Origin of the sequence: Kitasatospora aureofaciens, assembly GCF_019192735.1 — a bacterium.
Lineage (GTDB): Bacteria > Actinomycetota > Actinomycetes > Streptomycetales > Streptomycetaceae > Kitasatospora > Kitasatospora aureofaciens_A.
Map to the genome: position 1 here is coordinate 14,136 of NZ_JAHTKP010000069.1, position 22,660 is coordinate 36,795.

Annotated in this window: 23 protein-coding genes; 19 read left to right on the plus strand and 4 right to left on the minus strand. The window is 72.9% G+C overall.

All coding sequences use genetic code 11. From position 1 onward, the window contains the following. The first annotated feature begins 45 nt into the window (after positions 1 to 45). Positions 46 to 1,191, plus strand: coding sequence for a D-alanine--D-alanine ligase family protein (locus tag KV557_RS35790; RefSeq protein ID WP_218205766.1), 1,146 nt, complete (start codon positions 46 to 48; stop codon positions 1,189 to 1,191). Positions 1,192 to 1,253: 62 nt separating this feature from the next. Here KV557_RS35790 and KV557_RS35795 read toward each other — a convergent pair whose 3' ends face one another. After that, the gene (locus tag KV557_RS35795) at positions 1,254 to 1,772 is read right to left on the minus strand and encodes a DUF3515 domain-containing protein (RefSeq protein ID WP_218205767.1); all 519 of its coding nucleotides are present in this window, start codon (positions 1,770 to 1,772) and stop codon (positions 1,254 to 1,256) included. A gap of 20 nt (positions 1,773 to 1,792) precedes the next feature. Then, complete coding sequence (locus KV557_RS35800; RefSeq protein WP_218205768.1) at positions 1,793 to 2,026, minus strand: Lrp/AsnC family transcriptional regulator; 234 nt, start codon at positions 2,024 to 2,026, stop codon at positions 1,793 to 1,795. 211 nt (positions 2,027 to 2,237) lie between these two features. Here KV557_RS35800 and KV557_RS35805 point away from each other — a divergent pair, with 211 nt between their 5' ends. From KV557_RS35805 to thiD, 3 genes are all read left to right on the plus strand, one after another. After that, entirely contained in the window at positions 2,238 to 3,203 is a 966-nt protein-coding gene (locus KV557_RS35805) for a thiamine-phosphate kinase (protein ID WP_218205769.1), read from the plus strand. Between the two features lie 203 nt (positions 3,204 to 3,406). Beyond that, positions 3,407 to 4,432, plus strand: a complete 1,026-nt coding sequence (locus KV557_RS35810; protein WP_218205770.1) for a 6-phosphofructokinase — start codon at positions 3,407 to 3,409, stop codon at positions 4,430 to 4,432. A 23-nt stretch (positions 4,433 to 4,455) separates the two neighbouring features. Then, a complete protein-coding gene (gene thiD, locus KV557_RS35815; protein ID WP_218205771.1) occupies positions 4,456 to 5,253 on the plus strand; it encodes a bifunctional hydroxymethylpyrimidine kinase/phosphomethylpyrimidine kinase in 798 nt (265 codons plus the stop codon). A gap of 147 nt (positions 5,254 to 5,400) precedes the next feature. On the opposite strand, the gene rpmB is transcribed toward thiD, so the two are convergent. Beyond that, positions 5,401 to 5,586, minus strand: a complete 186-nt coding sequence (rpmB, locus tag KV557_RS35820) for a 50S ribosomal protein L28 (RefSeq protein WP_014138233.1) — start codon at positions 5,584 to 5,586, stop codon at positions 5,401 to 5,403. Positions 5,587 to 5,833: 247 nt separating this feature from the next. Here rpmB and KV557_RS35825 point away from each other — a divergent pair, with 247 nt between their 5' ends. The 10 genes from KV557_RS35825 to mutM all read left to right on the plus strand — a co-directional run bounded on the left by KV557_RS35825 (position 5,834) and on the right by mutM (position 15,855). Next, positions 5,834 to 7,516 carry a DAK2 domain-containing protein gene (locus KV557_RS35825; protein ID WP_218205772.1) on the plus strand — a complete coding sequence of 561 codons (1,683 nt, stop codon included), beginning with the start codon at positions 5,834 to 5,836 and terminating at the stop codon, positions 7,514 to 7,516. 94 nt (positions 7,517 to 7,610) lie between these two features. Continuing rightward, entirely contained in the window at positions 7,611 to 9,827 is a 2,217-nt protein-coding gene (recG, locus tag KV557_RS35830; protein WP_218205773.1) for an ATP-dependent DNA helicase RecG, read from the plus strand. A gap of 120 nt (positions 9,828 to 9,947) precedes the next feature. After that, complete coding sequence (locus KV557_RS35835; RefSeq protein WP_218205774.1) at positions 9,948 to 10,481, plus strand: hypothetical protein; 534 nt, start codon at positions 9,948 to 9,950, stop codon at positions 10,479 to 10,481. A 113-nt stretch (positions 10,482 to 10,594) separates the two neighbouring features. Then, positions 10,595 to 11,182 (plus strand): 16S rRNA (guanine(966)-N(2))-methyltransferase RsmD, encoded by a 588-nt coding sequence (gene rsmD, locus KV557_RS35840; RefSeq protein ID WP_218205775.1) that lies wholly within the window; start codon positions 10,595 to 10,597, stop codon positions 11,180 to 11,182. Between the two features lie 49 nt (positions 11,183 to 11,231). Continuing rightward, positions 11,232 to 11,723, plus strand: coding sequence for a pantetheine-phosphate adenylyltransferase (gene coaD, locus KV557_RS35845; RefSeq protein WP_218205776.1), 492 nt, complete (start codon positions 11,232 to 11,234; stop codon positions 11,721 to 11,723). A gap of 209 nt (positions 11,724 to 11,932) precedes the next feature. Next, positions 11,933 to 13,120 (plus strand): ATP synthase F0 subunit B, encoded by a 1,188-nt coding sequence (locus KV557_RS35850; protein WP_218205777.1) that lies wholly within the window; start codon positions 11,933 to 11,935, stop codon positions 13,118 to 13,120. 171 nt (positions 13,121 to 13,291) lie between these two features. Next, a complete protein-coding gene (locus tag KV557_RS35855) occupies positions 13,292 to 13,936 on the plus strand; it encodes a YceD family protein (RefSeq protein ID WP_218205778.1) in 645 nt (214 codons plus the stop codon). Between the two features lie 2 nt (positions 13,937 to 13,938). Further along, positions 13,939 to 14,112, plus strand: a complete 174-nt coding sequence (gene rpmF, locus KV557_RS35860; RefSeq protein WP_030056747.1) for a 50S ribosomal protein L32 — start codon at positions 13,939 to 13,941, stop codon at positions 14,110 to 14,112. A gap of 20 nt (positions 14,113 to 14,132) precedes the next feature. After that, positions 14,133 to 14,924 (plus strand): ribonuclease III, encoded by a 792-nt coding sequence (rnc, locus tag KV557_RS35865; protein ID WP_218205779.1) that lies wholly within the window; start codon positions 14,133 to 14,135, stop codon positions 14,922 to 14,924. A gap of 52 nt (positions 14,925 to 14,976) precedes the next feature. Then, the gene (gene mutM / locus KV557_RS35870) at positions 14,977 to 15,855 is read left to right on the plus strand and encodes a bifunctional DNA-formamidopyrimidine glycosylase/DNA-(apurinic or apyrimidinic site) lyase (protein ID WP_218205780.1); all 879 of its coding nucleotides are present in this window, start codon (positions 14,977 to 14,979) and stop codon (positions 15,853 to 15,855) included. A 16-nt stretch (positions 15,856 to 15,871) separates the two neighbouring features. Here the strand turns inward: mutM and KV557_RS35875 are convergent, their stop codons facing one another. After that, positions 15,872 to 16,789, minus strand: a complete 918-nt coding sequence (locus tag KV557_RS35875) for a hypothetical protein (RefSeq protein ID WP_218205781.1) — start codon at positions 16,787 to 16,789, stop codon at positions 15,872 to 15,874. 330 nt (positions 16,790 to 17,119) lie between these two features. On the opposite strand from KV557_RS35875, the gene KV557_RS35880 reads away from it, so the two are divergent. The 5 genes from KV557_RS35880 to KV557_RS35900 all read left to right on the plus strand — a co-directional run. Continuing rightward, positions 17,120 to 18,466 (plus strand): DUF4381 domain-containing protein, encoded by a 1,347-nt coding sequence (locus tag KV557_RS35880; RefSeq protein ID WP_218205782.1) that lies wholly within the window; start codon positions 17,120 to 17,122, stop codon positions 18,464 to 18,466. Between the two features lie 176 nt (positions 18,467 to 18,642). Then, entirely contained in the window at positions 18,643 to 19,086 is a 444-nt protein-coding gene (locus KV557_RS35885; protein WP_218205787.1) for a winged helix-turn-helix transcriptional regulator, read from the plus strand. Between the two features lie 29 nt (positions 19,087 to 19,115). Beyond that, positions 19,116 to 19,415 carry an acylphosphatase gene (locus KV557_RS35890; protein WP_218205783.1) on the plus strand — a complete coding sequence of 100 codons (300 nt, stop codon included), beginning with the start codon at positions 19,116 to 19,118 and terminating at the stop codon, positions 19,413 to 19,415. Positions 19,416 to 19,817: 402 nt separating this feature from the next. Then, complete coding sequence (locus tag KV557_RS35895; protein ID WP_030243474.1) at positions 19,818 to 20,021, plus strand: hypothetical protein; 204 nt, start codon at positions 19,818 to 19,820, stop codon at positions 20,019 to 20,021. Between the two features lie 177 nt (positions 20,022 to 20,198). Next, positions 20,199 to 22,660: chromosome segregation SMC family protein (locus tag KV557_RS35900; RefSeq protein WP_218205784.1), on the plus strand; the 2,462-nt coding region annotated here is incomplete at its 3' end.

Genomic DNA, 22,660 nt, shown 5'->3' on the forward strand with positions numbered 1-22,660 from the left:
GGCTAACTTTCCGGAAACACGTCGCACGGTAGTCTCAAACCCGATATGAGCATCGAACAGACTCCCCCGAACCCGTCCGCCCCGAAGCCGCGCGTCGCGGTGGTGTTCGGCGGGCGCAGCTCCGAGCACGGCGTCTCCGTGGTCACCGCCGGCAGCGTGCTCAAGGCGATCGACCGCGAGAAGTACGACGTGCTGCCGATCGGGATCACCCCCGAGGGCCGCTGGGCCCTGGTCAGCGACGAGCCGGCCCGGATGGCCATCACGGACGGCCGGATGCCGGACGTCTCCGCGGTCGCCGAGTCCGTGGACGGGCAGGTCGCGCTGCCGGTCGCCCCGGGCGACCGCGAGGTGGTCCTGAGCGAGCCGGGAAGCACCCCCAAGGCCCTCGGCGAGGTCGACGTGGTGTTCCCCCTGCTGCACGGCCCCTGGGGCGAGGACGGCACCCTGCAGGGCCTGCTGGAGCTGTCCGGGGTGCCGTACGTCGGCAACGGCGTGCTCTCCAGCGCGGTCGGCATGGACAAGGAGTTCACCAAGCGGATCCTGGCCTCGCACGGCCTGGGCGTCGGCCGGTACACCATCGTGCGGCCGCGCGACTGGGAGACCGCGGACGGCCGCGCCGCGGTGCGCGAGCGGGCCGCCGGGCTCGGCCTGCCGCTGTTCGTGAAGCCGTGCCGGGCCGGCTCCAGCATGGGCATCACCAAGGTCAAGGACCTGGCCGACCTCGACGCCGCGATCGAGGAGGCCCGCCGGCACGACCCCAAGCTGATCATCGAGGCCGGGGTGACCGGCCGCGAGATCGAGTGCGGCGTGCTGGAGTTCGAGGACGGCCCGCGGGCCAGCGTGCCGGGCGAGATCATGGTCGGCGGCGGCTACGAGTTCTACGACTTCGAGGCCAAGTACATCGACTCGTCCGAGGTGCAGATCCCGGCGAAGCTCGGCGAGGAGCAGACCGCCGAGATCCGCCGCCAGGCGGTGGCCGCGTTCGAGGCGCTCGGCTGCGAGGGCCTGGCCCGGGTGGACTTCTTCCTGCTGGAGGACGGCACCTGGATGGTCAACGAGATCAACACCATGCCCGGCTTCACCCCGATCTCGGCGTACCCGAAGATGTGGGAGGCCACCGGGCTGTCCTACCCGGAGCTGATCGACCGGCTGCTCGGGGCGGCGCTGCGCCGCTCGACCGGGCTGCGGTAGCCGCACGCGAACGACGAGGGCGGGCCGGGAAGCTCCCGGCCCGCCCTCTCCGTCTGTCGTTGTCAGCCGGGGATGTTCGCCTTGACCACCTCGGTGAGCGTGGCGGCCGGGTCCAGCGGGTTGGTGTAGACGCCGGGCGGCGACGTCACCTCGACGTACGCCGCGCGCATGGTCGTGACGAAGCGATAGCCGCCGTTGTCCAGCTTCTGCGACCACCACGTGACGTCGTCGACCGATGGCGACTCGTCCGTGGCGTGCTCGCCGTTCAGCTCGTCCGGGCGGTCGACGCCGCAGCGCAGCACCGTACGGGGCGTGGTGTCCCACGCGGCCACGTACGGCGAGGAGGGCGACGGGTCCTTGCGGGCGTGACCGAGCAGCTCCTGCGGCAGCGCGGCGGCCAGCTTCTGGCAGTAGCCGGCCGCCTTGCCGGTGGGCTGCGGCACCTCGATCCCCGGGTCGGCCGAGCTCCAGCTGCCCAGCAGCGCCACGACGGTGCAGGTCAGCGCGACCGGCAGGGCGAGCCAGCGGATCGGGGCGGGCAGCGCTGCCAGCACTCGGGGGACGCGGAGTTCTCTGACCACCCGCCGATGGTAGCCGGGGCCTACAGATGGACCACCGGACAGGTGAGGGTGCGGGTGATGCCCTCGACCTGCTGGACCTTGGCCACGACCAGGCGGCCGAGGTCGTCCACGGTGTCGGCCTCGGCCCGGACGATCACGTCGTACGGGCCGGTGACGTCCTCGGCAGTGAGCACACCGGGGATCTTGGAGATCGACTCGGCCACGGCGGTGGCCTTGCCGACCTCGGTCTGGATCAGGATGTATGCCTGTACCACGGGGACCTCCCGGCGGCCGGTTACGGGGGATGCCGCCGTGATCGCCCGGTCAGGCGTCGAGGGTGGGGAGCGGGCTCACCGGCAGTCTGATCACCACGCTACCGCGCAGGGGGCCGGGGAGGGGAGACCCCTGCACCCCGGGAGGGCGTACGCTGCGCGCGGGGGAGCGTGATACGGCACGAGTTCTGATGAAAACGCGAGAGGACGGCAGATGCAGGGGACCGTGGGCGAGCTCGGCGAGTTCGGTCTCATCAGGGAGCTGACCGCCCGGGTACCGCTCACCGACGCGGTCGACCTCGGCCCGGGTGACGACGCCGCGGTGGTGAAGGCGCCGGACGGCCGGGTGGTGGCCACCACGGACATCCTGATCGAGAACCGGCACTTCCGCCGCGACTGGTCCACCGCCTACGACGTCGGCCGCAAGGCCGCCGCCCAGAACCTCGCGGACGTGGCCGCGATGGGCGCGGTGCCGACCGCGATACTGCTCGGCCTGGTCGCCCCCGCCGACCTGCCCACCACCTGGGCCACCGAGCTGATGGACGGGCTGCGCGACGAGTGCCAGGTGGCCGGCGCGACCGTGGTCGGCGGTGACGTGGTGCGCGGCGACACCGTCACGCTGGCCATCACGGCGCTCGGGGACTTGCAGGGGCGCGCGGCCGTGACGCGCGCCGGCGCGCAGGTGGGCGACGTGGTCGCGGTGACCGGCTGGCTCGGCTGGTCGGCCGCCGGACTGACGGTCCTGCAGCGCGGGTTCCGTTCGCCGCGCGCCTTCGTCGAGGCGCACCGCCGACCCGAGCCGCCGTACCACGCGGGCCCGGCCGCAGCCGAGTTGGGCGCCACCTCGATGATCGACGTGAGCGACGGGCTGGTCGCCGACCTCGGCCACGTGGCCCGGGCCAGCGACGTGGACATCGACCTGAAGGCCGCCGACTTCGACGTCCCGGCGCAGATGGCCGACATCGGACAGGCGGTCGGGGTGGACCCGTTGGTCTGGGTGCTGTCCGGCGGCGAGGACCACGCGATCGTGGCGACCTTCCCGCGCGGGGTCCAACTCCCGGCCCGCTGGCGGGTGGTGGGCGAGGTGACCGGCCGCCCGCGGGGCACCCGCAGCGGCCGGGTGACGGTCGACGGTGCGCCGTGGGACCGGGTCGGCGGCTGGGACCACTTCGCCGAGTGACCTACGTGGAGGGTGACTTGCTTCGCCGAGTGGCCTACGGGGTACGGCGGATGAGGCCCGGACGCCGGTACGCCGCGTGACGCTCCGCGTGTGCGGCGGACGGGCTTCGCGGGGAGGTTTTGCGTAGGCTTGCGAAGAACCGAGCCCGCCCGCCCTCCGGCGCGGGTGGTCCGAACGACTGCGAGCGGGAGAACACACCAACCATGCGCATCGGTGTTCTGACCAGCGGCGGCGACTGCCCCGGCCTCAACGCGGTCATCCGCTCCGTGGTGCACCGGGGCACCGATGTGCACGGCGACGAGATCATCGGCATCAAGGACGGCTTCCTCGGCCTGATCGAGGGCCGCACCCGCCCGGTCTCGCACGACGACGTCACCGGACTGCTCACCCTCGGCGGCACCATCCTCGGCTCGGCCCGGGTGCAGCGCGAGCGGATCGTCTGGGCGGTGCAGAACGCGGACGCGCTGGCCCGGGCCATCGGCATCGACGCGCTGATCGCGATCGGCGGCGAGGGCACGCTGACCGCCGCCAAGCTCTTCAGCGACGCCGGGCTGCCGGTGGTCGGGGTCCCGAAGACGATCGACAACGACATCGCCGCGACCGACGTCACCTTCGGCTTCGACACCGCGGTGCACGTCGCGACCGAGGCGATCGACCGGCTGAAGACCACCGCCGAGTCCCACCAGCGCGTCATGGTGGTCGAGTTGATGGGCCGTCACACCGGCTGGATCACCCTCACCGCGGGCATGGCCGGCGGCGCGCACGGCATCCTGATCCCGGAGAAGCCCTTCGACATCGAGGCGGTGGCCCGGATGGTCGAGGACCGCTTCTCGCGCGGCAAGAAGTTCGCCATCATCGCCGTCGCCGAGGGCGCCGCCCCACTGCCCGGCACGATGCGCTTCGACCACGGCGACGTCGACCAGTTCGGGCACCAGACCTTCGGCGGGATCGGCAACCGGCTGGCCCACGAGCTGGAGAACCTGCTCGGCAAGGAGGCCCGCCCGGTCATCCTCGGCCACACCCAGCGCGGCGGCACCCCGACCGCCCGGGACCGGGTGCTCGCCACCCGGTTCGGCTGGCACGCGGTGGAGGCCGTCCACAATGGCGCGTTCGGGCACTTCACCGCGCTGCGCGGCACCGACATCGAGCTGGTGCCGGTCGCGGACGCGGTGACCCGGCTCAAGACCGTGCCGGAGGACCGGTGGGCGGAATCGGAAGCCGTGCTCTGAACCGCCGGAGGTAGGTTGACCTCATGGTTTCGACTGCTCCCCCTCGCGTGCTCACGATCGCGGGCTCCGACTCCGGCGGCGGCGCCGGCATCCAGGCCGACCTCAAGGCGATGCTCGCCCTCGGCGTCCACGGCATGAGCGTGATCACCGCCGTCACCGCGCAGAACTCGCTCGGCGTCCAGGGCTACTGGGAACTGCCCGCCGAAGCCGTCCGGGCGCAGTTCCGCAGCGTGGTGGACGACATCGGCGTGCAGGCCGTGAAGACCGGGATGCTCGCCTCGATCGAACTCGTCGAGACCGTCTCCGAGCTGCTGACCGGGCTGGACGCCCCGGTGGTCGTCGACCCGGTCGGCGTCTCCAAGCACGGGGACGCGCTGCTCGCCGCCGAGGCGGTCGCCACCGTCCGCGAGAAGCTGCTGCCGGTCGCCACCCTCGCCACGCCCAACCTGCACGAGGTGACCCAGCTCACCGGCCGTACCGTCGAGGGCGAGGGGCAGATGCTGGACGCCGCCAAGGCGCTGCTCGACCTCGGGCCGCGCTGGGTGCTGGTCAAGGGCGGGCACCTGGAGGGCGAGGCCGCCGACCTGCTCTACGGCGGGCCGGGCGAGGAGTACTGGTACCGGGCGCCGCGCTACGACAACCGGCACACCCACGGCACCGGCTGCACCCTGGCCAGCTCGATCGCGGCCGGGCTGGCCAAGGGCGAGTCGTTGCCGGAGGCGGTCGGCTCGGCCAAGGAGTACATCACCGGCGCGATCGCGGGCGGCTTCGCGCTCGGCGCCGGGATCGGCCCGGTCGACCACGCCTGGCGCTGGCGCTGACCCGGACGGTGGGCGGGTCCGCGGGCCCGCCCACCGGCGGTGAGTGCCGGAAGGCGAGTCCCTGAAGGTGAGTCCTGGAAAACAGTGAAGCCGGTCCATCCGAGGATGGACCGGCTTCACTGGAGGACCGGCATGCCGGTCTGCGCGTCAGCGCGAGACCTTACCGGCCTTGATGCACGAGGTGCAGACGTTGAGCCGCTTCGGCGTCCGCCCAATCACAGCGCGCACCGTCTGAATGTTGGGGTTCCAACGACGGGGGGTACGGCGGTGCGAGTGGGAGATGCTGTTGCCGAAGCCCGGCCCCTTGCCGCAGACGTCGCAGTTGGCAGCCACAGGAGTCACTCCAAGACTTCAGATCATTTACGTTCGAAAACCCGAAGGGCCACCGGAGCACTCGCGTGAACCGGAGCGGACCAAAGGGTGAGCCCGGATTGTTCCAGGCAACCGGAAGAGCATACAACGCTTGCTCCGGTTCGACGAAACTACCATGACCGGCCGAGTGATCGCTCCGGTCGCCGGTCCCGGCGGCCCTCCCCGGCCCCCGATAACCTGCCGGTATCACCCCTCGCCGCTGGCCTGAATGTGCCGCTGCCCCTCAGGCCATCGCGGCGTCCCATCCGGAGGAGACCTGGTGCTGCACACGCTCGACGCCCCGGCCGTGCGCACCTGGTGCCAGCTCGCCCTGCGCGCGCTCGGCCAGGCGCGTGAGGAGATCGACGCGCTCAACGTCTATCCCGTCCCGGACGGCGACACCGGCACCAACCTCTACCTGACCGTCGAGTCCGCCGCCGCCGAGGTCGAGAGCCGCTTCGCCGACCCCTCCGCCGACCCGGCGCCCGGCCTGGCCGACGCGGTCCGCGCGATGGCCCGGGGCGCGCTGGTCGGCGCCCGCGGCAACTCCGGGGTGATCCTCGCCCAGTGGCTGCGCGGCACCGCCGAGACGCTGTCCGAGGGCGGCGGCGCCGAGCAGTTGCGGGCCGCCCTGCAGCGGGCCGCGGACTCCGCGTACCAGGCCGTCGCCGAGCCCGTCGAGGGCACGCTGCTGACCGTCGCCCGGGTCGCCGCCCGGGAGGCCGTCCGGACCGGGGACGGGCTCGCGCAGGTCGCCGACACCGCTTACCGGGCCGCCCGCGACGCGCTGCGGCACACCCCGGAACAGCTCGCCGTGCTCGCCGAGAACGGGGTCGTCGACGCCGGCGGACGCGGCCTGGTGGCCGTCCTGGGCGCGCTGGCCGACGCCGTCGCCGGGCACCAGCCGATGGGCCCGGTCGCGCTGCGCGGGGACGTCCAGGCCGTCGAGAGCTGCGGGGTGCACGTCCGCCCGCCCGGCCCCGGCCACCCCGCCTTCGAGGTCATCTACCTGCTGGACGCGCCCGACGAGGCCCTGCCCGTGCTGCGCGAGCGGCTCGGCGCCCTCGGCGACTCGCTCGTGATCGGCGGCGGCGACGGCCTGTGGAACGTGCACGTCCACGTGGACGACGCGGGCGCCGCCGTCGAGGCCGGGGTCGAGGCCGGGCGGCCGCACCAGATCCGGATCACCCACTTCGCCGAGGCCGCCGCCCGGGCCGGCACCGCCGCCGAGCGCGGCGAACGCGAGGAGCGGGCCCGCGCGGTGCTCTCCGTGGTGTGCGGCGAGGGCCTCGCCGAACTCTGCGAGCAGGCTGGCGCCGTGGTGCTCCGGGCCGACCCGGACCGGGCACCGGCCAGCGCCGAACTCGCCGCCGCCGTCCGCCGGTCGGCCGCCCGCGAGGTCGTCCTGCTGCTCAATGACCCCGAACTGCGCGCCGCCGCCGGGGCCGCCGCCGACCAGCTCCGCGAGGAGGGCGTACGGATCGCCGTCCTGCCCACCCGCTCGCCGGTGCAGGGGCTCGCGGCGCTCGCCGTGCACGAGACCGGGCGCCGCTTCGACGAGGACGTGGTCGCCATGACCTCCGCCGCCGGCGCCACCCGGTACGCCGAACTCGCCGTCGCCGAGGGGGAGTCCTGGACGATGGCCGGGGTCTGCCAGGCCGGGGACGTGCTCGGCCTGATCGACGGGGACGTCGCGGTGATCGGGACCGGGCTGGCCGAGGTCGGGGCGAGCGTGCTGGACCGGATGCTCGGCGCGGGCGGCGAACTCGTCACCCTGATCCTCGGCGGCGGCGCCGACGACGCGCTCGCCGACCACCTGGTCGCGCACGCGCGGCACCGGCGGCCCGAGGTCGACGCGGTGGTCTTCCACGGCGGCCGGGAGTCCGCTCCGCTGCTCATCGGCGTGGAGTGACGGGCGTGGAGTGACGGGCGTGGAGTGCGCGGGTGCGGCGTGACGGGCGGAGTACGGCCCGGTTTGTCGGTCCCGTGGTGTAAACAGGGGCCTGATGGGCGCTCTCGATGAACCACTGACCAAGCTCGTCGGCGACCGCACCGCGAAGGTGCTCGCCGACAGCCTCAAGCTGCGCACGGTCGGGGACCTGCTGCACCACTACCCGCGGCGCTACGTCGAGCGCGGCCAGCTCACCAGCCTGGACGAGCTGGAGATCGACGAGCACGTCACCGTGCTGGCCCGGATCGAGAAGGTCACCCTGATCCCGTTCCGCGGCCGCAAGGGCGACCGGCTGGAGGTCGTCGTCACCGACGGCCGCAGCCGGCTCTCGCTGGTCTTCTTCAACCAGGGCTGGCGGCAGAAGGAGCTCAAGGCCGGCGCCCAGGGCCTGTTCGCGGGCAAGGTCGGCGTCTTCAACCGCACCCGCCAGCTGGTCTCGCCCGACTACCAGCTGCTCGACGAGGACGCAGGCTCGGACGCCGCCCAGCAGTTCGCCGGCCGGCTCATCCCGGTCTACGGCGCCAGCGCCCAGATGCCCAGCTGGAAGCTGTCGATCTGCATCGAGACCGCCCTCACCAAGCACCTGGGCGACGTCGGCGAACCGCTGCCCGCCGAACTGCGCGAGCGGCACGACCTGATCCCGCTGCCCGAGGCCCTGGAGTTGATCCACCGCCCCCGCAGCCACGCCGACCGGGAGCGCGCCCAGAGCCGGCTGCGCTGGGACGAGGCCTTCGTCCTCCAGGTCGCCCTCGCCCAGCGCCGGGCCGCCGAGTCCGCGCTGCCCGCCGTCCCGCGCAAGGCCCGTGCGGGCGGCCTGCTGGACGCCTTCGACGCGCGGCTGCCGTTCACCCTCACCGAGGGCCAGCAGAAGGTGTCCGCCGAGATCGCCGCCGACCTGGCGAGCGAGCACCCGATGCACCGGCTGCTCCAGGGCGAAGTCGGCTCCGGCAAGACCCTGGTGGCGCTGCGCGCCATGCTCGCCGTGGTCGACGCGGGCGGCCAGGCCGTCCTGCTCGCGCCCACCGAGGTGCTCGCCCAGCAGCACCACCGCTCGATCGTCGAGATGATGGGCGATCTGGCCGAGGGCGGAATGCTCGGCGGCTCCGACCTCGGCACCCGGGTGGTGCTCCTCACCGGTTCGATGGGCGTCCCGGCCCGCCGCCAGGCGCTGCTCGACATGGCCTGCGGGGACGCCGGCATCGCCATCGGCACCCACGCGCTGATCGAGGACAGGGTCCAGTTCCAGGACCTCGGCCTGGTCGTGGTCGACGAGCAGCACCGCTTCGGCGTCGAGCAGCGGGACGCGCTGCGCGCCAAGGGCGAGCAGCCGCCGCACCTGCTGGTGATGACCGCCACCCCGATCCCGCGCACCGTCGCGATGACCGTCTTCGGGGACTTGGAGACGTCCGTCCTGGACCAGCTGCCGGCCGGCCGTTCGCCGATCTCCACCCACGTCGTCCCGGCGGTGGAGAAGCCCAACTTCCTGACCCGGGCCTGGGAACGGGTTCGCGAGGAGGTCGGCAAGGGCCACCAGGCGTACGTGGTCTGCCCCCGGATCGGGGACGAGGAGCCTGCCGCCGAGCCGAAGAAGAAGCGCAGGGCGAGCGAGGAGGACCTGGAGGACGTCGCCGACCTCGGCGCCGGGAGCGACGAACGGCGACCCCCGCTCTCGGTGGTGGAGACCGCCGAGATGCTGGTCAAGGGCCCGCTGAGCGGCCTGCGGGTGGAGATCCTGCACGGCCGGCTGGCGCCGGAGGCCAAGGACGAGGTGATGCGCCGGTTCGCGGCCGGCGAGGTGGACGTGCTGGTCGCCACCACCGTGATCGAGGTCGGCGTCAACGTCCCCAACTCCACCGCGATGGTCATCATGGACGCCGACCGCTTCGGCGTCTCCCAGCTGCACCAGCTGCGCGGCCGGGTCGGCCGCGGCAGCGCGGCGGGCCTGTGCCTGCTGGTCACCGACATGCCCGCGGCCAGCGCCGCCCGGGCCCGGCTGGACGCGGTGGCCGGCACGCTGGACGGCTTCGAGCTGTCCCGGATCGACCTCGAACAGCGCCGCGAGGGCGACGTGTTGGGCCAGGCGCAGTCCGGGGTGAAGTCCTCGCTCAAGGTGCTCTCGGTGCTGGAGGACGAGGAGGTCATCGTCACCGCCAGGGCCGAGGCCACCCGGCTGGTCGCCGAGGACCCGGAGCTGGCCGCCCACCCGGACCTGCGCACCGCGCTGGAGAGCCTGCTCGACGAGGACCGGGCGGCCTACATGGAGAAGGGCTGAGCGGAGAAGGGCTGAACGGCCGTCCGGGCAGGGCCGATTGTCAGACCCCCGCGAGAGAATGAAGGAGTTCAGGACGCACCCTCAAGGTGCGTACCTGGCACGACACTTGGGGGTCCTGCCATGGCATTCCGTCATCTCAACGAGCTCCCGCTGGGCGACAAGGTCTTCCGGATCGAACTCGCCAGCGACGACGACCGCGAGGTCACCCTCACCCTGACCGGCTGGCGCGAGGGGGCGGCCGCCACGCCGCTCGCCTCGGGCAAGCTCCGCCTGCCGGTCGAGGACGTCGCCTCGCTGCGGATCGCGCTCAACCGCGCGCTGCGGGCGCTGGCGATCGTCGCCGACGTCTCCGAGCCCATCCCCGACCGCGACGTGCTGCGCGAGCTGTACCCCGGCCACGGCGCCCCCTGGGTGCCGCAGCACGAGGAGGAGCTGGTCCGGCGGTTCCACGACGGCGAGACCGTCGCCCGGATCGCCGCCCGATTCGGCCGTACGCCCGACTCCGTCCGCACCAAGCTGCGCGAGCTCGGGCACGACCCGCGCCGCCCCGAGTTCTGCCCGCCCGACGGCTGCCTGTCCTGGTCCCGGTACGCTTCGCCGGCCCTGCTCGGCGCCGCGATCCCGGCCCAGTCGGCGGGCTCCGAGGCGAGCTGAGCCGCCACCGAGCTGAGCCGTGACACCCGCGGGCCCCGCCGATCCGTCGGTGGGGCCCTTCGGTCCGGGGCGGGTAGCGTGGTCGGGCAGCGACGAAAGGACCTCCCACCACCATGACCCGCGTGATCGCCGGGGCGGCCGGCGGCCGTCGGCTGGCCGTACCGCCAGGCCGGGGCACCCGCCCGACCTCCGACAAGGCCCGTGAGGCGATGTTCTCCACCCTGGAGGCGCTGCGCGGCACCACGCTGCACGGGTCCCGGATGCTCGACCTGTTCGGCGGATCGGGCGCGGTCGGCCTGGAGGCGCTGTCCCGCGGCGCCGAGCACGTCCTGCTGGTCGAGGCGGACGGCCAGGCGGCCCGGGTGATCCGCGAGAACGTCCGCACGATCGGCCTGCCCGGCGCGGAGCTCAAGGCGGCCAAGGCCGAGAAGGTGATCGCCGGACCGCCCCCGGAGACCCCGTACGACCTGGTCTTTCTCGACCCGCCGTACGCCGTCACCGACGACGAGCTGCGCGAGATGCTGATCACACTCCTGGCCGGGGGCTGGCTCGCGGAGGACGCACTCGTCACCGTGGAGCGCAGCACCCGTGGCGGCGAGTTCGGCTGGCCCGAGGGCTTCGAGGTGCTGCGCTCCCGCCGCTACGGCGAGGGCACGCTCTGGTACGGTCGCGCCGCCGCCGAGGCCAGCCAGCACGAGTAGCGGGCCGAGGCCCGCAGCAGCCGTCACCCCACGAGGGAGCACACACGCCATGCGCCGAGCCGTCTGCCCCGGTTCGTTCGACCCGATCACCAACGGCCATCTCGACATCATCGAGCGGGCCTCGAAGCTGTACGACGTGGTGCATGTCGCGGTCCTGATCAACCGGAACAAGCAGGGCATGTTCACCGTCGAGGAGCGGATCGGCCTGATCGAGGAGGTCACCGCGGACTTCGGGAACGTGGTGGTCGAGTCGCACCAGGGCCTGCTGGTGGACTTCTGCCGGGAGCGCGGCATCCCCGCGATCATCAAGGGCCTGCGCGCGGTCAGTGACTTCGACTACGAGCTGCAGATGGCCCAGATGAACCACGGGCTGACCGGCGTGGAGACGCTGTTCGTGCCGACCTCGCCGACGTACAGCTTCCTGTCCTCGACGCTGGTCAAGGAGGTCGCCTCGTACGGCGGGGACGTCTCGCACCTGCTGCCGGAGACGGTGCACCAGCGGCTGGTCGAGCGGATCGCGGAGCGCAAGGCGCAGCAGTAGCGCCGCCGGGGCCGGAAGGCTGCCCGTTTCTGCCGGTTCGTCATGACTTGTCCATGCCGCCGGGATCCCCCGGAGGCCCGGCCAGGCTCGGGCGTTGTGACCGCGCCCCGCAGTGGCCGTACAGTCTGTAGTCCTGCCCTGCGGTGAGGTCCATCGCGCCGGGCCTGCCTCCGCCGGACCGTCGGCGGCACACGGAAAGACGAAGCCCCGTGGACGTGCAGAACAAGGTCGGCGAGATCGTCGCGGCGGTCGAGAACGCCCGCTCGATGCCCATGTCGGCCTCCTGCGTGGTGAACCGGGCCGAGCTGATCGGCCTGCTCAACGACCTGAAGGCGGCGCTGCCGGCCGAACTGGCCCAGGCCCAGTCGATGATGGCCGACCACGAGCAGGTGGTGGCCGGTGCTCAGGCCGAGGCCGAGCGGATCATCCAGGGCGCGCACGCCGAGCGCGGCTCGCTGATCTCCGACACCGAGGTGGTCCGCCGGGCCCAGGCCGAGGCCGACCGGATCCTCGCCGAGGCGCGTGCCGAGGTGGACACCAAGCGGGCCGAGGCCGACGACTACGTGGACAGCAAGCTCGCCAACTTCGAGGTGGTGCTGACCAAGACGCTCGGCGCCGTCGGCCGCGGCCGGACCAAGCTGCGCGGCGACTCCAGCGTCTTCGAGACCGAGTACGAGGGCGAGACCGACGGCGAGGAGTTCCGGCCGCAGCGGGTCAGCCCGAGCCCCGAGGTCGACGAGTACGTCGACGTGAAGCTCGCCACGCTGGAGAACGTCCTCGGCGCGACGCTGGAGGCCGTCGGAAAGGGCCGCGACAAGCTGCTCGGCAAGCGGCCGATCGACGAGCTGGGCGCCTACCTGGCCGCCGCCGACGAGGCGCAGCAGGCCAAGGAGCGCGCCGAGGCAGTGGCCGCGGGCTTCGCCGGCGACGCCGACGGCGACGACATCGCCTGGTACCGCGAGGACGTGCCGCAGCAGCAGACCTGGCCGGAGCAGACCCCGGCCGCGGCCGGCTGGCAGAACCCCGGCACGGACCAGTACGCGGCGACGGCCCAGCAGCAGGGCGGGCAGTACGCCGAGGTGTACGGCGGCGGCTTCGACCCCGCCGGCCAGGGCGACCCGTACGCCGCCCAGTGGGGCCACCAGCAGCAGGACGCCACCGGCGCCTACCCGCAGCAGCACCAGCCGGACTACACGGGCCAGCAGCAGCACGGGGACTACGGCTATCCGCAGCAGCAGCAACCGGGCTACGGCGCGCAGCAGTACGACGCCTACACCTACCCGCAGCAGCCCGCGCTCCCGCCGGCCGTGCCGCAGCAGCAGGGCCTGGACGAGACCAGCTTCTTCGACACCAGCATGATCGACATGACCCGGCTCCGGGAGCTGGGCGGCCGCTGAGCCGAGCCCGCGCGGGCCTGGTGGGAGCTCCTGACAGGACCGAAGTTGGGCCTGGCGGGAGACTCCGGTAGTCTGACCACTCCGGCCATCTCGTGTCGGACTGTCGGCTTGCCCGCGCGCCATCGGCGCGATGGCACCGCACTCGATGATTCCCATGGAAGTCAGGACACCTTGAACCGCCTCGACCACCGCGACCCCCTCGTGTTCGACACGCACGAGCTGGGACGGCGCCCGGGCTCGATGCGCAAGGTGTCCCGCACCCTGGAGGCCCCCGAGGGCCTGGGGATCATCGACGTGATCGGTGTCCCGGAGAAGAGCGAGATCCGGCTGGAGCTCCGTCTGGAGTCCGTGGTCGAGGGCGTGCTGGTGACCGGCATCGCCGAGGCCCACATCGAGGGCGAGTGCGTCCGGTGCCTGGAGCCGGTCGAGGACGACATCGACGTGGACTTCCAGGAGCTGTACTACTACCCGGAGTCCGACGAGCGCCACCGCGCCCGGACCGCCGGTGCCGAGGACCTCGACGAGGACTCGGAAGAAGAGACTTACCGCCTGGAGGGCGACTTCTTCGACCTCCAGCCGGTGCTGCGTGACGCGGTGGTGCTCGCACTGCCGCTGCAGCCGGTGTGCCAGGAAGACTGCCTGGGCCTGTGCTCCGAGTGCGGAGCGCGCCTGAGCGACGACCCGACGCACCACCACGACGCCGCCGACCCCAGGTGGGCGGCTCTGCAGGGACTCTCCGCCGCCCCCGGCGACGAGGGTGACGGGATCAAGAACAGCGACACCCGTGAGGGTCTCGCCGAGAACCAGGAGAAGTAGCCGTGGCTGTTCCGAAGCGGAAGATGTCGCGCAGCAACACGCGCCACCGCCGTTCCAACTGGAAGGCCGTCGTTCCGGCCCTCGTGGCGTGCGACCGCTGCCACGAGCCGAAGCTGGGCCACATCGCGTGCCCGAGCTGCGGCACGTACAACCGTCGCCAGGTCCTCTCGGTCTGATCGGCGGGGTGTACGGATCGATGTCGGACGGTAACTCCACCCGCAAGGCGTCTTCCGCCCCGAAGGGTTCCTCTTCGGGCGGTGGCAAGGCCGGTGGGCCGGCTTCGACCGAATACGACGTCCTGGAAGGGCGCCTCGGGTACACACTCGAGCGCGCCCTTCTGGTACGTGCCCTGACCCACCGCTCGTACGCGTACGAGAACGGGGGGCTGCCCACCAACGAGCGCCTGGAGTTCCTCGGCGACTCGGTGTTGGGCCTGGTGGTGACGGACACCCTCTACCGCGTCCACCCGGACGTGCCGGAGGGCACGCTCGCCAAGCTGCGCGCCGCGGTGGTCAACTCCCGCGCGCTCGCGGACGTCGGCCGGGGTCTGGACCTCGGCGCGTTCATCCGCCTCGGCAAGGGCGAGGAAGGTACTGGCGGCCGGGACAAGTCGTCGATCCTCGCCGACACCGTCGAGGCCGTCATCGGGGCCGTCTACCTGGACCAGGGTCTGGACGCCGCCACCGAGTTCGTCCACCGGCTGTTCGACCCGCTGATCGAGGAGTCCTCTCAGCTGGGCGCCGGCCTGGACTGGAAGACCTCCCTCCAGGAGCTCACCGCCTCGGTGGGCATCGGGGTGCCCGAGTACGTGGTCATGGAGTCCGGTCCGGACCACGAGAAGACCTTCACCGCGATGGCCCGGGTGGCCGGCGAGGACTTCGGCAGCGGTGTCGGCCGCTCGAAGAAGGAAGCCGAGCAGAAGGCCGCCGAGAGCGCCTGGCGGGCGATCAAGGAGAAGTACGCCGACCGGCTGCCCGCCGGCGCCTGAACGAGCAGTAGCCTTCCTCCTGCTGATCCCTTTCCGCAGGAGGCCTGTTCCCGTGCCCGAACTTCCCGAGGTCGAGGTCGTCCGCCGTGGTCTGGCGAACTGGGTCGCCGGGCGGACCGTCGCCGACGTCCAGGTGCTGCACCCGCGCGCGGTGCGCCGCCAGCCCGCCGGCGCGGCCGACTTCGCCGCCCGGCTGACCGGCACCACGCTCGGCACCGCGCAGCGCCGCGGCAAGTACCTGTGGCTGCCGCTGGCCGGTACGGGGGCGGGGTTCTCGCTGATCGGCCACCTCGGGATGAGCGGCCAACTCCTCGTCCAGGACCCGTCGGTGCCCGACGAGACGCACCTGCGCGTCCGGCTGCGGTTCACCGACGGCGGGCGCGAACTGCGCTTCGTCGACCAGCGGACCTTCGGCGGCCTCGCCGTCGAGGAGGCCGAGGAGAACGACCCCGAGGGGACGCCGGTCTCCATCGCGCACATCGCCCGCGACCCGCTCGACCCGCGCTTCGACGACGGCGCGTTCGTGGCCGCGCTGCGGGCCAAGCGCACCACCGTCAAGCGCGCGCTGCTCGACCAGACGCTGATCAGCGGCGTCGGCAACATCTACGCCGACGAGGCGCTGTGGCGCTCCCGGCTGCACTACGACCGTCCGACCGCCACCCTCACCCGCCCGCAGGCCGCCGTCCTGCTGGCCGGCGCCCGGGACGTGATGACGGCGGCGCTGGCCGTCGGCGGCACCAGCTTCGACAGCCTGTACGTCAACGTGAACGGCGAGAGCGGCTACTTCTCCCGGGACCTCGACGCCTACGGGCGCGAGCACGAGCCCTGCCGCCGCTGCGGCACCCCGATCCGCCGGGCCGCCTGGATGAACCGCTCCAGCTACTTCTGCCCCCGCTGCCAGCGCGTGCCCCGGGCCCGCAGCGAGGGCTGAAACCCGTCTTCAGGCCTCAGTGATGCGCCAGTTCGGGCTGGTCGGCATCGGCCTCGCCGAGGGCGCCGTGGGTGTCCTGCCCGAAGTAGGCGACGCCCACGGCGGACACCACCGCGAGCAGGAAGCCGGCGACGCCGAGCCAGGCCAGGCCGGCCTTGGAGGAGTCGCCGAGCCACAGCACGCCGACCACGCCGGGCAGCACCGTCTCGCCGACCACCAGGGCGGCCGTCGCGCCGTTCACCGAGCCGAGCTGCAGCGCCACCGTGTGCACGTACATGCCGCCCAGGCCGCCGATCAGGACCGCGTACAGGGCCGGGTCGGAGAGCAGCTGGCCGAGCTCGAACGGGGCGACGCCGTTCAGGATGCGCACGCCGACGCCCAGCCCGCCGAAGCCGAGGCCGGAGAGCAGACCGGCGACGATCGCGCCCTTCGAGCCCATCCGCCGCACCACCAGGCTGCCGCCGACCAGCAGCACGGTGGTGATGATCAGCAGCCACCAGTGGAAGGACATGTCCGCGTGGTGGCCGCCCTCCGGGCCGGCCGAGACGGCCAGCAGCACCAGCGCCGAGCAGAGCACGCCGATCGACGCCCACTCCAGCTGCTTGAGCCGGATGCCGAGCAGCTTGATGCTCAGCACCGCGGTGATCACCAGGTTGGCGCTGATGATGGTCTGGGAGAGGAAGAGCGGCAGCAGCCGGGCGGCCAGCGCGCCGAGCCCGAAGCCGATCAGGTCGAGCACCGAGCCGAGGATGAACTCCCAGGTGACGGCGGCCTTCGCGGTCGAGGACAGACTCGGCCCGCCGTGCTCGGTGGCGGTGGTGGCGCCCTTGGCGGCCTCCTCGCGGGCGGACCGGCGGGATCCGACGGCCTGCAGGACCGAGCCGGTGCCGTAGCAGGCGGATGCCGCCACGGCGGTGACGAGGCCGATGATCACCGAGCGCTCCGATCGGGAGTAGGGGTCAGGAAGGACATGCGGGTCGGGAACGGGCGCGGGTCAAGAACAGGTAATGGGACCAGCGTTCCGGGACCCACTATGCCCGTCCGCACGATACGGTCGGGACACCCCCTCGGCCGCCCCGGGCCTGCCGGGACGTACGTCCGGCCGCCTGCCGCGGTTCCCGACGGTCGTCGGTTCAGGGTGACTCGGGGGAAATCTCATCCCCGAGGAGGGGAGCGGCCCCGGCGGACGGCGGGGAATTCTGTCATTACCAGTATGCGAAGGGTATGCCGTGCTCTGACACGAGTCGCGGTAGCGTCGGGGGTTATGAGAACCCTTGCTCGACGTTCCCGGGGCACCGGGCCACTTGCCCTGGTGGCGGCGCTGCTCGGACTGCTGCTGCTGTTCGCTCCGGTGGCCTCCGCGGCCGGCGGCCTGAGCGACGCCGCGGCCACCCTGAAGAAGGGCCAGGTCTACGTCGCCCCGACGATGCTGGACCGCTTCAGCCAGGCACAGGCGGACGCCCTGACCAAAAAGATCGAGAAGGCCGACAAGCCGATCTTCATTGCGGTCGTCCCCGACAACGCCAACAAGGACACCATCCTCACCGATCTGCGCACTCTGGTGGGCATCGACGGCGTCTACGGCGTCTGGCGCGGTACCGGCGGGTTCCTGGCCCACGCCGACCGCGGCGCCATGGGCGTCGGCGCCGCGGAGCGGATCTCCGGTGCCGTCTCCCGCGCCGACAAGGGCGACATCAACGCCACCCTGAACGACTTCGTCGACCAGGCCGCCCCGCAGACCAAGGGCACCGGGGTCAACCACAGCACCTCGATCGCCTGGGTGGTCATCCCGGTCGTGCTGCTCGCGCTGGCCGGCGCCGGTGTCTTCTTCCTCTTCCGCCGCGCCAAGAAGCGCAAGGAGGAGCAGGCCCGCGCCGAGCTGGAGCAGCTGCGCCGGGTCGTGGACGAGGACATCACCGCCTTCGGCGTCGAGCTGGAGCGGCTCGACTTCAACCCGCGTGCGGCCGACGCCGACGATGCCCAGCGCACCGAGTACAGCCACGCCCTGGACTCGTACGAGAAGGCCAAGCGGCTGATGGACGAGGCCAAGAAGCCCGAGGACGTCAAGCAGGTCACCGAGGCGATCGAGGACGGCCGCTTCCAGCTGGCCACCCTGGCGGCCCGACGCGAGAAGCGCCCGCTGCCCGAGCGCCGTCCCCCGTGCTTCATGGACCCGCGCCACGGCCCCTCCGTCAAGGACGTCGACTGGGCCCCGGCGGGCGGCTCCGCCCGCAGCGTCCCGGTCTGCCAGGCCGACGCGGACCGCGTCGCCGCCGGCCTCGACCCGGCCGTCCGCACGGTCGACACCGAGTACGGCCCGCAGCCGTACTGGAACGCCGGCCCGGCCTACGCTCCGTACGCGGGCGGCTACTACAGCGGCTTCGGCGGCGGCCTGCTGCCCGGCCTGCTGGTGGGCACCGTGCTCGGCTCGATGATGAGCAGCGGCCCTGCCTACGCCGCGGCGCCGATGATGGAGGGTGGCGGCCACCACGGCTACCAGGACCAGCACGAGGGCGGCGACTTCACCGGGGCGGACTTCAACGCCGCTGACTTCAGCGGTGGGGACTGGGGCGGTGGCGGCGACTTCGGCGGCGGCGGTGGCGACTGGTGACCCGCTGACCTGACGCACACGACACTGCGGCCCCGCCGGATCCTCCGGCGGGGCCGCAGTGTCGTCCGGCTCGGGTTTGAGAACACAACCCTGTGTGGCACGCTGGCGCTGTGACCCCTGACACCCCGGGCCCGCTCCCGTCGGCCCCCGCCGCCCTGCCCGGCCGGCCCTGCTCGATGGCGGCGGCGCTGCACGTCGTCGGCGAGAAGTGGGCCCTGCTGGTGGTGCGCGAGCTGTTCTACGGCAACCACCGCTTCGACCGGATCGCCCGCAACACGGGCGCGCCCCGGGACCGGCTCACCGCCCGGCTGCGGGCGCTGGAGGAGGCGGGGATCGTCGAGCGGCGCGCCTACAGCGAGCGGCCGCCGCGCTACGAGTACCACCTCACCGAGGCCGGCCGGGACCTCGCCCCGCTCGCGCACGCACTGCGCGCGTGGGGCGACCGCTGGCTGCTGCCCGAGTCGCCGGTCACCTTCGACCACGAGCCGGAGGGGCACGAGCCGCACGCCTTCGACCCGGCCTGGGTCTGCCGCACCTGCGGCCGGGAGGCGCACCGCGGCGAGCTGCACGCACAGGTGCACAGCCCGGGCTGGACGGTCGAGGGCCCGGTGGACCTGTGACCGGCCCTGCGGGCGGCTAGGGTCGGGGCATGCACGGTCGCGACGCCCACAGCGAGGAACCGATCCGGGTGACCGCCTGGGTCCGGGGGAAGGTCCAGCAGGTCGGCTTCCGCTGGTGGGCCAGGGCGCGGGCGCTGGAGATCGGCCTGACCGGCTACACCAGCAACCTCGGCGACGGCCGGGTCCAGGTGGTGGCCGAGGGCCTCGCCGCCGACTGCGAGCTGCTGCTCGCCCTGCTCCGCGGCCCCGACACGCCCGGCAGCGTGACCGGTGTGACCGAGATCTGGACCGCCGTCGGCGCCGGCTACGAGGGCTTCGAGATCCGCTGAGCCCGGGCCCCGCCCGGGTCCGGCCGAAAAGATCGGCAACCGGCGGTGTCATACGGTTGCCATCCGGGCAGACTCGTGGTTGACTCCGCATCGAACGATGATCCACGAGCACGTGGTGGACCCGGCCCGAGACCCCCAGGCGTGACGACACCGCCAGGCAGGTGACAGGGGCGCGGTAGCGTGCGGTGATCGTGTTGACCCTTTCCGTCTTTGGTGAGACGCTTGAAGCCCGCGCACACGACCGCGTTTATCCGGTAGGTGCATGCCCTCGTGAGCCCAGCTCACGACGGTTGTGCCGTGGTGTCCAGCCAGCATTGCCGGTGGCGCGCCGCGCGTGCGTCCCCCTTCCCCCTAGACCCATACCGTTCCGGTTCGGTCACTCAGCGTGGAGGACCATTCATCATGGCAAAGGCGCTTCTCGGGTACGTCGGCGGCCCCGACCCGCGAATGCTCTCCGAGATGCGACGGCTTCAGCAGCGCGTCCAGGACCTGGAGTCCGAGCTCCTTCGGATGCAGGCTGAGAACGACGCTCTCACCGCTGTCGCTGACGAGCACTCGCTGCTCAACAGCATCGATCTGGATCAGCGGGAGCCGGCTCTCACCTGAGTCCCGCCCGGTCCTCGCAGATCGACGCCGCTGTGCACTGAGCCGCCCCGAAAGGGACGCAGCTTGCAAGGGACGCCCGGTTGTGGCGTCCCTTCGTCGTGTCCGGGCGCCGTTGCCCGCCCGGGAGCCGGATACAGTCGCTGTCAGGGCCTGTCGAGTGACGAGGAGACCGGCCGCGTGCACCTGAAGAGTCTGACGCTGCGCGGGTTCAAGTCCTTCGCCTCCAGCACCACGCTGCGCTTCGAGCCCGGCATCACCTGCGTGGTCGGCCCGAACGGGTCCGGCAAGTCCAACGTCGTCGACGCGCTGTCCTGGGTGATGGGCGAGCAGGGCGCCAAGTCGCTGCGCGGCGGCAAGATGGAGGACGTCATCTTCGCCGGGACCAGCGGGCGCGCCCCGCTCGGCCGCGCCGAGGTCAGCCTCACCATCGACAACACCGACGGCGCGCTGCCCATCGAGTACGCCGAGGTGACCATCACCCGGACGATGTTCCGCAACGGCGGCAGCGAGTACGCGCTCAACGGCCAGACCTGCCGGCTGCTCGACATCCAGGAACTGCTCTCCGACTCCGGCATCGGCCGCGAGATGCACGTCATCGTCGGCCAGGGTCAGCTCGACTCCGTCCTGCACGCCGACCCGATGGGCCGTCGGGCCTTCATCGAGGAGGCGGCCGGCGTGCTCAAGCACCGCAAGCGCAAGGAGAAGGCGCTGCGGAAGCTGGACGCCATGCAGGCCAACCTCAACCGCGTCCAGGACCTGGTGGCCGAACTGCGCCGCCAGCTCGGACCGCTCGGCCGGCAGGCCAGGATCGCCCGCCGGGCCGCCGGCATCCAGGCCGACCTGCGCGACGCCCGGCTGCGGCTGCTCGCCGACGACCTGCTCACCCTCCGCAAGGCCGTCGAGGCGGAGATCGCCGACGAACTGGCGCTCCGGCTGCGCCGGACCACCGTCGAACAGGAGCTGGCCCGCGCGGTGCAGCGCGAGGCCGTCCTGGAGGCGCAGGTCGAACAGCTCGGTCCGAGCCTGGAGACCGCCCGGCAGACCTGGTACCGGCTCTCCGCGCTCGCCGAGCGCGCCCGCGGCACCATCGGACTGGCCGAGGCCCGGGCCCGGCACGCCGTCGCCGGGGGACAGGCCGAGGAGCGGCGCGGGCGCGATCCGGAAGAGCTGGAGCGGGAGGCCGAGCAGGTCCGCGAGGAGGAGGCCGCGCTGGCCGAGGCGCTGGAGGAGGCCCAGTACGCGCTGGCCGAGGCCGTCGAGCGCAAGGGCGAGCTGGAGCGGGACCTGGCCGCCGAGGAGCGCAGGCTGCGGGACGCGGCCCGGGCCATCGCGGACCGCCGGGAGGGGCTGGCCCGGCTGCAGGGCCAGGCGGCGGCGGCCCACTCGAAGGCGGCTTCGGCCGAGGCCGAGATCGGCCGGCTCGCCGAGGCCAGGGACGAGGCGATGCTGCGCGCTGACGCCGCCCGGAGCGAGTTCGAGCAGTTGCAGGAGCAGGTCGACGGCCTCGCGGGGGACGACGAACGGGCCGACGCCGCCCACGAGGAAGCCCGGGAGCGGCTGGCCGCCCTCGAACTGGACCTCGCCGCCGCCCGGGAGACGGCCGGAGCCGCAGAACGCGAGCGGGCCGGGCTCACCGCGCGGCACGAAGCACTGGCGCTCGGGCTGCGCCGCAAGGACGGCAGCGGCGCGCTGCTCGCGGCGGGGGACCGGCTGGCCGGACTGCTCGGCCCGGCCGCCGCGCTGCTGCGGATCGAACCGGGCCACGAGGTCGCCGTCGCGGCGGCGCTCGGCGCGGCCGCCGACGCGGTGGCCGTCGACTCGCCGGACTCCGCCGTCGCGGCGCTGCGCCTGCTGCGCGCCGAGGACGCCGGGCGGGCCGCGCTACTGATCGCGGGGGCGCCCGAACCGGCCGCCCCGGCGGGGGAGTTGCCCGCCGGTGCTCGCTGGTCCGCCGAACTGGTGGACGGGCCGGCCGAGTTGATCGCCGCCGCGCGGACCCTGCTGGCCGGGGTGGCCATCGTCGACACCCTCGACGACGCCCTCCGGCTGATCGGCGAGCACCCGCGGCTGAGCGCCGTCACCGCCGACGGGGACCGGCTCGGCGCCGGGTTCGCCCACGGTGGCTCCGGTGGCGCGCCGAGCCTGCTGGAGACCCAGGCCGCGGTGGACGAGACGGCCCGGGCGGTCGACGAACTGGCCGTCCGCTGCGCCGAGTCGGCCGAACGCCTGGCCGAACTCACCGAGCGGCGCCGGGAGTCGGCCGCCGAACTGGAGCAACTCGCCGTCCAGCGGCGGCAGTCGGAGAAGGAACGGGCGCAGGTGGCGGGCGCGCTCGGCCGCCTCGGCGGGCAGGCCCGGGCCGCCGCCGGCGAGGCCGAACGGCTGTCGGCCGCCGCCGCGCGCGCCGAGGAGGGCTTGGCCCACCTGCTCGCCACCGCCGAGGAACTGGCCGAACGTCTCGCCGCGGCCGAGGGGTCGGCCGACGCAGGGGAGGACGAACCGGACCCGGCCGAGCAGCAGCGGCTGGCCGAGGCCGCCTCGGCCGCCCGGCAGGCCGAGCTGGAGGCCCGGCTCGCCGTGCGCACCCACGAGGAGCGGGTCCGCGCGCTGTCCGGCCGGGCCGACCAGCTGGACCGGGC

What these genes read in the sequence shown, in the direction of transcription:
- KV557_RS35790 (WP_218205766.1), top strand. Translation starts at nt 46, where the DNA reads ATGAGCATCGAACAGACTCCCCCGAACCCGTCCGCCCCGAAGCCGCGC.
- KV557_RS35805 (WP_218205769.1), top strand. Translation starts at nt 2,238, where the DNA reads ATGCAGGGGACCGTGGGCGAGCTCGGCGAGTTCGGTCTCATCAGGGAG.
- KV557_RS35810 (WP_218205770.1), top strand. Translation starts at nt 3,407, where the DNA reads ATGCGCATCGGTGTTCTGACCAGCGGCGGCGACTGCCCCGGCCTCAAC.
- thiD (WP_218205771.1), top strand. Translation starts at nt 4,456, where the DNA reads ATGGTTTCGACTGCTCCCCCTCGCGTGCTCACGATCGCGGGCTCCGAC.
- KV557_RS35825 (WP_218205772.1), top strand. Translation starts at nt 5,834, where the DNA reads ATGTGCCGCTGCCCCTCAGGCCATCGCGGCGTCCCATCCGGAGGAGAC.
- recG (WP_218205773.1), top strand. Translation starts at nt 7,611, where the DNA reads ATGGGCGCTCTCGATGAACCACTGACCAAGCTCGTCGGCGACCGCACC.
- KV557_RS35835 (WP_218205774.1), top strand. Translation starts at nt 9,948, where the DNA reads ATGGCATTCCGTCATCTCAACGAGCTCCCGCTGGGCGACAAGGTCTTC.
- rsmD (WP_218205775.1), top strand. Translation starts at nt 10,595, where the DNA reads ATGACCCGCGTGATCGCCGGGGCGGCCGGCGGCCGTCGGCTGGCCGTA.
- coaD (WP_218205776.1), top strand. Translation starts at nt 11,232, where the DNA reads ATGCGCCGAGCCGTCTGCCCCGGTTCGTTCGACCCGATCACCAACGGC.
- rnc (WP_218205779.1), top strand. Translation starts at nt 14,133, where the DNA reads ATGTCGGACGGTAACTCCACCCGCAAGGCGTCTTCCGCCCCGAAGGGT.
- KV557_RS35880 (WP_218205782.1), top strand. Translation starts at nt 17,120, where the DNA reads ATGAGAACCCTTGCTCGACGTTCCCGGGGCACCGGGCCACTTGCCCTG.
- KV557_RS35885 (WP_218205787.1), top strand. Translation starts at nt 18,643, where the DNA reads ATGGCGGCGGCGCTGCACGTCGTCGGCGAGAAGTGGGCCCTGCTGGTG.
- KV557_RS35890 (WP_218205783.1), top strand. Translation starts at nt 19,116, where the DNA reads ATGCACGGTCGCGACGCCCACAGCGAGGAACCGATCCGGGTGACCGCC.
- KV557_RS35895 (WP_030243474.1), top strand. Translation starts at nt 19,818, where the DNA reads ATGGCAAAGGCGCTTCTCGGGTACGTCGGCGGCCCCGACCCGCGAATG.